The sequence below is a fragment of the Clostridium sp. UBA5119 genome (assembly GCF_002414285.1).
Lineage (GTDB): Bacteria > Bacillota > Clostridia > Clostridiales > Clostridiaceae > Clostridium_J > Clostridium_J sulfidigenes.
Genome location: NZ_DHYX01000038.1, coordinates 41,800 through 48,802, shown reverse-complemented (window position 1 = coordinate 48,802; position 7,003 = coordinate 41,800). Strand labels below are relative to the sequence as shown.

The following is a 7,003-nucleotide window of genomic DNA, read 5'->3' as shown; positions in this document are numbered from 1 at the left end:
ATTTAAATATATATTAGTGTAAATAATATTTAAATGGAGGAACTATGAAAAAAATAATTGGATGGATTCTGCTTATAATATTAGCTATTAGTTCTTTATTAATAGTAAAAGATAAAAATAATATATATAACATAGGGGTTAAAGACTCAGAAGTTGAGATGAAAATTAGATATAAGGGATTAAAGAATGCCATAGATTTTACTAGTAATGATAAAGGATTATATGTTGCCTTTGAAAATAAAATAATTGCTATTCCATCAACTGGAGAGCCCTATACTTTAATTGAAGACAAAAGCTATAATATTACTACCCTTGAATGTAATAGAGATAAACTATACTTCCTTACTAATAATGAAATACTCAGCTTCAATATAAACAATGGGAAGTTAGAACAATGCTTATCAAACCTACCTAATAAAGGAGATTATAGTAAGGTTTTAATAAGAGGATATAAGGACTATTTATTTATTTCAATTGGAGCTGCAACTAATTCAGCTGTAGTTGGAGATGATAACCATTGGATAGATAAAAATCCAACTGGTTATGATATATCACCTTTTAATATAGTGCTAAATAAAAATGAAAAAGGAGCCTTTGTACCCCAGGGAGCTTCTAATGAAGATAACGAGGTTATAAAGGGTGAATCCATAGGCAATTCATCTCTGCTAATTTATAATAGTAACACCAAAGCTATTGAAACCTATGCATGGGGAATAAGAAATATAGAGGGACTAGATATAACGCTTGATGGTAGAATCTTTGCTACCATAGGAGGCTATGAAAATAGAGGATTAAGACCAGTAGAAAATGACAGTGATTATATCTATGAGCTAAAAAAAGGTTATTGGTACGGGTTCCCAGATTTTTCTGGAGGAGATCCTTTAGATTCACCAAGATTTCAAGGTGAATCTAATATAAAAAATTCTCCATTGTTAAAAAAACATCCTATGTCACCACCAGCACCTACTTATCAACATAATGATTTGAATAGTTTAAAATGGATAGCAATAGATGATACAGGGAAAATTAATGGACAAAACACCTTGCAACTATATTTTTATGATAGTAATAAAAATAATATAATGTGCAGCACTGTAAATGGTGTTCCAGATAAATTAATAACTTTAAAGGATAATTGCACTGTATCTAATATGAAAATTTTTAAGGATGAGCTATATATATTAGATGGGAACCATGGATTTATATTTACCTTAGCTATTAGAAAATAGGCTCCTATATATATAATTTCCATATAAATACTACGTTAAATTTAATAGATAATAAAATAATATGGTTAAATTGGAGTATAATAATATATATCTAAATAATTATTTTATTATTCTTAAAGAATCGTAGGTGTATTACATGAAGAGAATAGAAAGAACTTATAATAGAACTATGACAGCCTTTATAAAAGTTGCAAATCCTATAAAAAAGAGAATAAAAAAGACTGAATGTATAGTCCATAAATTTATAAATAAAGAAGCTCTTCGTTTATTAAAGCAGGAGGGCTATACTGAAGAATATCATTTTTTTGTTAAATATTTGTTAGATTTGAATAAAGGTGTAAAATGGGCTGATGCAGATTTAAAAAGTACTAATCATTTCTATCATCATGAGAAGGGAATTGGTCTATATGGATTTTCAAATGCTAAAGTAGAATGTGTAAAGTATTATAAGGCATCTGTATTTTACGGTGCAAATTCTGATATGAATAAAGCTCTATTTTTATTAGGTGCTGCTTGTCATTTAGTACAAGACTCCACAGTACCAGCTCATGCTATGAAAAACTTGAAAAAACATAAACCACTGGAAAGTTTCATAATAGACAAAGTTCTTAATGGATATAAAATTCCTTTAAAAAATCCTATAATCACTTATGGAAGTCCTGAAAGATATGTTATTGAAAACACAAAGTTTGCTGTTAAAACCGCTAAGTCCTTTGAAAGTATAAGAATCAAAGAAAATAGGTTTAATGAAATTGCTGATGTTATATTACTTAGAGCTTGCACAACAACAGCAGGATTACTCATTGATTTTTATAATACCTTAAAGACTATAGAATCTAAAAGTGAAGATTAGAACTATGTATAATGTAAGAACTACCACAAATATATATTGGTAGTTCTTTTTATGTTCTAAAACTGTAATTTTGAACTTAACCTTATTTTTTTCTTATGTAATAGTAAAAATAAAGGAATTTACAAAATTTAAAAGAATAGTATCAATAATATAAAAATATGGAGGTGTGAAATGGAGAGCTTATTTGTAAGTTTAGAAAAAGAGGTTTTTAGAGGTAACGTATTGGATATTACTTATGGAAACCAGGGTATAATATATAAGGCTAATAAATATTATGATAATTTTATAGATGTTAATTATTTGGAAAATGCACCTTCTAAATCCTGTGATAATGAAGGATATTATGATAGTTGTATAGTATTTTTTACCTTAAATAAAATTAAAACCCATAGACAAAAGCTAAAGCTTTTTGATAATATATATAGATTAATGAAAAATAATGGATATGTTTATATTTGGGATGTGGAAAAAGAGCCATTAAAGACATTACAAAAAAATATAACAGTATCATTGCCGGATAAAAGTATGAAGAATTTTCAAGTAAACTTACTTAACATATTCACTGATAATACTTCATCAAAGATTATATACGGACTAAAGAATTATTTTGATATTGTAGAAGCAGTATCTACCAATGGTACCTTTAGGATTGTGGGCAGAAAGAAAGGATGTTAATAAAAAATGAAAGTAGTTTTAGTTGCAGTAAATTCAAAGTATATACACAGCAATTTAGCCGTAAGATATTTAAAATCATATACGAAGGATTTAAATTATAATTGTCATACTATGGAGTTTTCTATAAATGATAGAGAAGAAAGAATAGTTGAAGAAATACTATACGAAAAACCAAATATAATAGGATTTTCATGTTATATTTGGAATATTGAGTTTGTTAAAAAGGTATCAACTTTAATAAAACTTATTGATAATAATATTGAAATTATATATGGAGGTCCAGAAACTTCTTATAATCCAATTGAATTTTTAACAGAAAATGTAGGTGAATATTTAATTGAAGGAGAAGGTGAAGAAACCTATAGAGAATTAATTAATTCTAAAATAAATATTGAAGTTAATGGAGATACTAATAATTGTGAAAATATTAAGGGGTTATACTATAAAAGCAAGAAAGGCATTATATATGGAGGTAAAAGACCATTGATGGATATGAACAATATAGTATTTCCTTATGAGGCTGAAGACGACTTAAAAAATAAAATTGTATATTATGAAGCTTCAAGAGGATGTCCTTTTAATTGTAAGTACTGTTTATCTTCAACTACCCATGGAGTTAGGTTCTTAAATTTAGATAGAGTGTTAAAAGAACTACAATATTTCATAGATAAAAAAGTTAAGTTAGTTAAATTTGTTGATAGAACCTTTAATTGTAATAAAGCTTTTGCAAATGCTATATGGAGTTATCTAGTTGAAAATGGAGAGAATACATGTTTCCACTTTGAAGTATCCGCAGATCTATTTAGTAGTGAATCTATAGATATACTAAGAAAAGCACCTAGTGGCATGTTTCAACTTGAGGTAGGCGTTCAAACCACCAATAATGAAATATTAAGAAATATAAATAGAACTATAGAATTTTCGACTATTAAAGAAAAAGTATTAGAGCTAAATAAACTAAAGAATATTAAGCAACATCTAGATTTAATTGCAGGGTTACCTGGTGAAGACTTTAACTCCTTCAAAAAATCCTTTAATGAAGTATATGAGATTAGTCCAGAAGAATTACAATTAGGATTTTTAAAGCTTTTAAGAGGTTCTCAAATGAGGGAAGAAAGTGAAAAATGGGGGATGGTTTATTCACCTTATCCACCTTATGAAATTTTAAAAACAAAAAATATAAGTTATGACGAATTAATTATACTAAAGAAAATTGAGCATATGGTCGATAAATATTTAAATAGTGGTAAGTTTTATACTATATTAAATTTCTTTAAAAAAAGTAATAAATTTAAAGATATATTTGAATTCTACTATGAATTATCTAAATTCTATGATAGCAAGGGATACTTTAAACGCAGTATAGCATCTGTCGATTATTACTCTCTATTTGTTGAATTTAATGACTATTTTAAAGCTGGTGAGAAAGAATTATTATTAGACATAATAAGATATGAGTATTTCTCATATAATAACACAAAATGGATACCTGACTTTCTAAGAATAGAAATGAGTAAAACTGAAGAAAGAAATATAAAAGAGTTTATTATGAATAAAAATTCTATAAATAATATAAATAATATAAGTGTGTTTAAATTTAATCATAATATAAAAAGTTTTATTGAATATGGAGAAATAAAGAAAGCCTTAAATTATATTGCCTTTATAAAAAAAGACATTAAGGAAAGAATATTTATACAGGAAAATGAATTAAAAGTTCAATAAAATGTCAAGTAAAATCTTTGTTATTTTAAAAAGTACAATATATTAATTTTTTGTATTGATATATTGTACTTTTTAAGAAAACTGATATAATAGATTTTAATATATCTTTTAAAGAGTTGAGCCAATCCATGTTATGAGTTATCCAATACCACTTAGTTATTATGTTTACATAAGTACAGAAAGCAAACTTAATACAAGTGGTTATATATATAATTAATACTTAAAAGGTGGTGATATTTTGGCGCTAGAAGCAATTAGTAAAATTCAACAGGCCGAGTCTACTGCAAAGGATATATTAGATAAAGCAGTAGAAAATAGCAAACAAATAATTAGTGATGCTCAAGCTAAAGGCAATGAAGAGTACCATGCTATCATTGAAGATGCTACAGAAAAAGCGAAGAAAATGAAAGAAGATGCTCTTAATAAAGGAAATGAGGAATCACAACCAACCTTAGCTAAAGGGGATGAAGAAGTAAAAAATATAATTAATACTTCTAAGGAAAAGATTGATTTAGCTATTAATTTAGTAATTGAGAGGATAGTGAAGTTCAATGGCAATAGTTAAAATGAATAAATTTATGCTCTTAGCCTTTGAAAATCAAAAAAAATCTTTGCTTGAGAAACTGCAATCCTTCCAAAATGTACAATTCCTAAATTTAAATGAAAATGAAAGTAGTGAATTGAATCAATTAAAAAGTGATAGTGCAAGCAGTGAAATTTCTGAAGTAGAAGGTGATTTATCAAAAGTAAAATTTATTATTGAACTTTTGAACACATTTAGTGAAAAGCCTAAGCTACTAAAAGACCTAAAGGAAGGAAAAAAGAGCTATAGCTATGATGTGTTAGAGCAGATTACAAGTACCTCTCATTGGCGTGAGGTATATAGTGACCTAAAACAAAAAGATAATAAAATAAACATGAATCATAATTATATAACTAAGTTGAAAGCCAATATAGAAGAGCTAAAACCATGGGAAGCTTTAGACACTTCAGTAGAAAGCATAAATATACTAAAAAAATCTAAAGTTATACTAGGTGAAATTCCACAAGGGAATGTAGATTCTTTAAGGCTTAAGTTAGAGGAAACAACTAAAAACTACTACTTTGAAGTTATTAGCAACATAGGTAGAAACAGCTACATAATGGTGACAGTTCACAATGATGAGTTAGCTGATGTAGAACAATTGTTGAAGTCTTTAAGCTTTAGTAAGATTGATATTCAATGTGATGGGGTACCTAAAGAAGTTATAAAAGAGTACAAAAAAACCATTGAATCAATAAATACAGAAAATAATTTTATTCAAGAAAGTATGAAGGAATATGTTAATAAACTTGAAGAATTTAAAGTAGTTTATGAATACTACAGTTCTTTGTTATTAAGATTAAAATCTACCGACAATTTCCTGAAGAGTAAAAACATTGTGGCTATAGAAGGATATTATCCTTCTGAATTGCATAATGACTTTCAAAATACATTGAAAAATATTTTAGGTGATGATTATTATTTAGAATCAGAATCCGCTGAAGGTGACGATGTACCCGTTAAATTAAAAAATAATAAAGTCTTTGAATCCTTTGAAAATATTACATCTATGTACAGTGTACCTAAGTATAAGGAGATTGATCCAACACCACTGTTAGCACCTTTTTACATATTCTTCTTTGGAATGATGCTATCAGATGCTGGATACGGTTTTGTGATGTTTGTAGGTACTTTAATTGCACTTACTACTTTTAATTTAGATGAGGATACGAGAAAATCTATAAAGATGTTTTTCTTATTAAGTCTTTCTACTATATTCTGGGGCATCATGTATGGTAGTTATTTTGGAGATTTTATAAAGATAGCTCCTTTATGGATGAAACCAGATAGTAACGTAGGATTACTAATGATTGTCTCTGTAATAATGGGACTAATTCAAATTTATGTAGGTCTGGGAATCAAAGCATATATGCAAATAAGAGATAAAGATTACTTTGGAGCCTTTGCTGATGTAGGATTATGGTATATTACCCTAACTGGTGCAATTATTTGGGCATTAAGTGGTTTCGTAGACTTAGCTTCCCTAGGAGTTCCATCTGTAGTAAGTACTATAGGAAAATATGCTACTATTGTTGGAATGATAGGAATTGTATTAACCAATGGACGCCAAGAAAGTTCTATAGGTGGTAAGTTAGGTCAAGGGTTCTACTCTCTATATGGAATTACATCCTATGTAGGCGACTTAGTTTCTTATACTAGACTTGCAGCTCTAGGGCTTGCAACAGGATTTATAGCTTATGCATTTAATATTATGGTAGATATGGTATCAACTTCATGGGCTACAGTTATATTTGGAGTAGCGATATTTGTAGTGGGCCATGTATTTAACTTATTTATCAACGCATTAGGTGCCTATGTTCATACATGTAGACTACAATACCTTGAATATTTCGGAAAATTTTATGAAGGTGGAGGCACATCCTTTGAGCCTTTAAAATATAATTCTAAATATTTTAAAATATCAAAATAGAGAAATTA

6 protein-coding genes are annotated in these 7,003 nt (G+C 27.8%); all 6 read left to right on the top strand.

Annotated elements, in window-relative coordinates:
- Positions 1 to 44: 44 nt before the first annotated feature.
- The 6 genes from B2671_RS05260 (at position 45) to B2671_RS05235 (ending at position 6,995) form a co-directional block, all read left to right on the top strand.
- A complete protein-coding gene (locus B2671_RS05260; RefSeq protein ID WP_346869474.1) occupies positions 45 to 1,229 on the top strand; it encodes a hypothetical protein in 1,185 nt (394 codons plus the stop codon).
- Between the two features lie 136 nt (positions 1,230 to 1,365).
- Complete coding sequence (locus B2671_RS05255; RefSeq protein ID WP_346869473.1) at positions 1,366 to 2,082, top strand: zinc dependent phospholipase C family protein; 717 nt, start codon at positions 1,366 to 1,368, stop codon at positions 2,080 to 2,082.
- A gap of 171 nt (positions 2,083 to 2,253) precedes the next feature.
- The gene (locus tag B2671_RS05250) at positions 2,254 to 2,757 is read left to right on the top strand and encodes a hypothetical protein (RefSeq protein ID WP_346869472.1); all 504 of its coding nucleotides are present in this window, start codon (positions 2,254 to 2,256) and stop codon (positions 2,755 to 2,757) included.
- Positions 2,758 to 2,763: 6 nt separating this feature from the next.
- Positions 2,764 to 4,482, top strand: coding sequence for a B12-binding domain-containing radical SAM protein (locus B2671_RS05245; protein WP_346869471.1), 1,719 nt, complete (start codon positions 2,764 to 2,766; stop codon positions 4,480 to 4,482).
- A 238-nt stretch (positions 4,483 to 4,720) separates the two neighbouring features.
- Positions 4,721 to 5,047, top strand: a complete 327-nt coding sequence (locus tag B2671_RS05240) for an ATPase (protein WP_346869470.1) — start codon at positions 4,721 to 4,723, stop codon at positions 5,045 to 5,047.
- Complete coding sequence (locus B2671_RS05235) at positions 5,034 to 6,995, top strand: V-type ATP synthase subunit I (RefSeq protein ID WP_346869469.1); 1,962 nt, start codon at positions 5,034 to 5,036, stop codon at positions 6,993 to 6,995. Before B2671_RS05240 ends, B2671_RS05235 begins: the two co-directional genes overlap by 14 nt.
- Positions 6,996 to 7,003: the final 8 nt, after the last annotated feature.

Excerpts from the sequence above, each read along its gene's own strand:
- B2671_RS05255 (WP_346869473.1), top strand. The coding sequence starts at position 1,366 with ATGAAGAGAATAGAAAGAACTTATAATAGAACTATGACAGCCTTTATA.
- B2671_RS05250 (WP_346869472.1), top strand. The coding sequence starts at position 2,254 with ATGGAGAGCTTATTTGTAAGTTTAGAAAAAGAGGTTTTTAGAGGTAAC.
- B2671_RS05235 (WP_346869469.1), top strand. The coding sequence starts at position 5,034 with ATGGCAATAGTTAAAATGAATAAATTTATGCTCTTAGCCTTTGAAAAT.
- B2671_RS05260 (WP_346869474.1), top strand. The coding sequence starts at position 45 with ATGAAAAAAATAATTGGATGGATTCTGCTTATAATATTAGCTATTAGT.
- B2671_RS05245 (WP_346869471.1), top strand. The coding sequence starts at position 2,764 with ATGAAAGTAGTTTTAGTTGCAGTAAATTCAAAGTATATACACAGCAAT.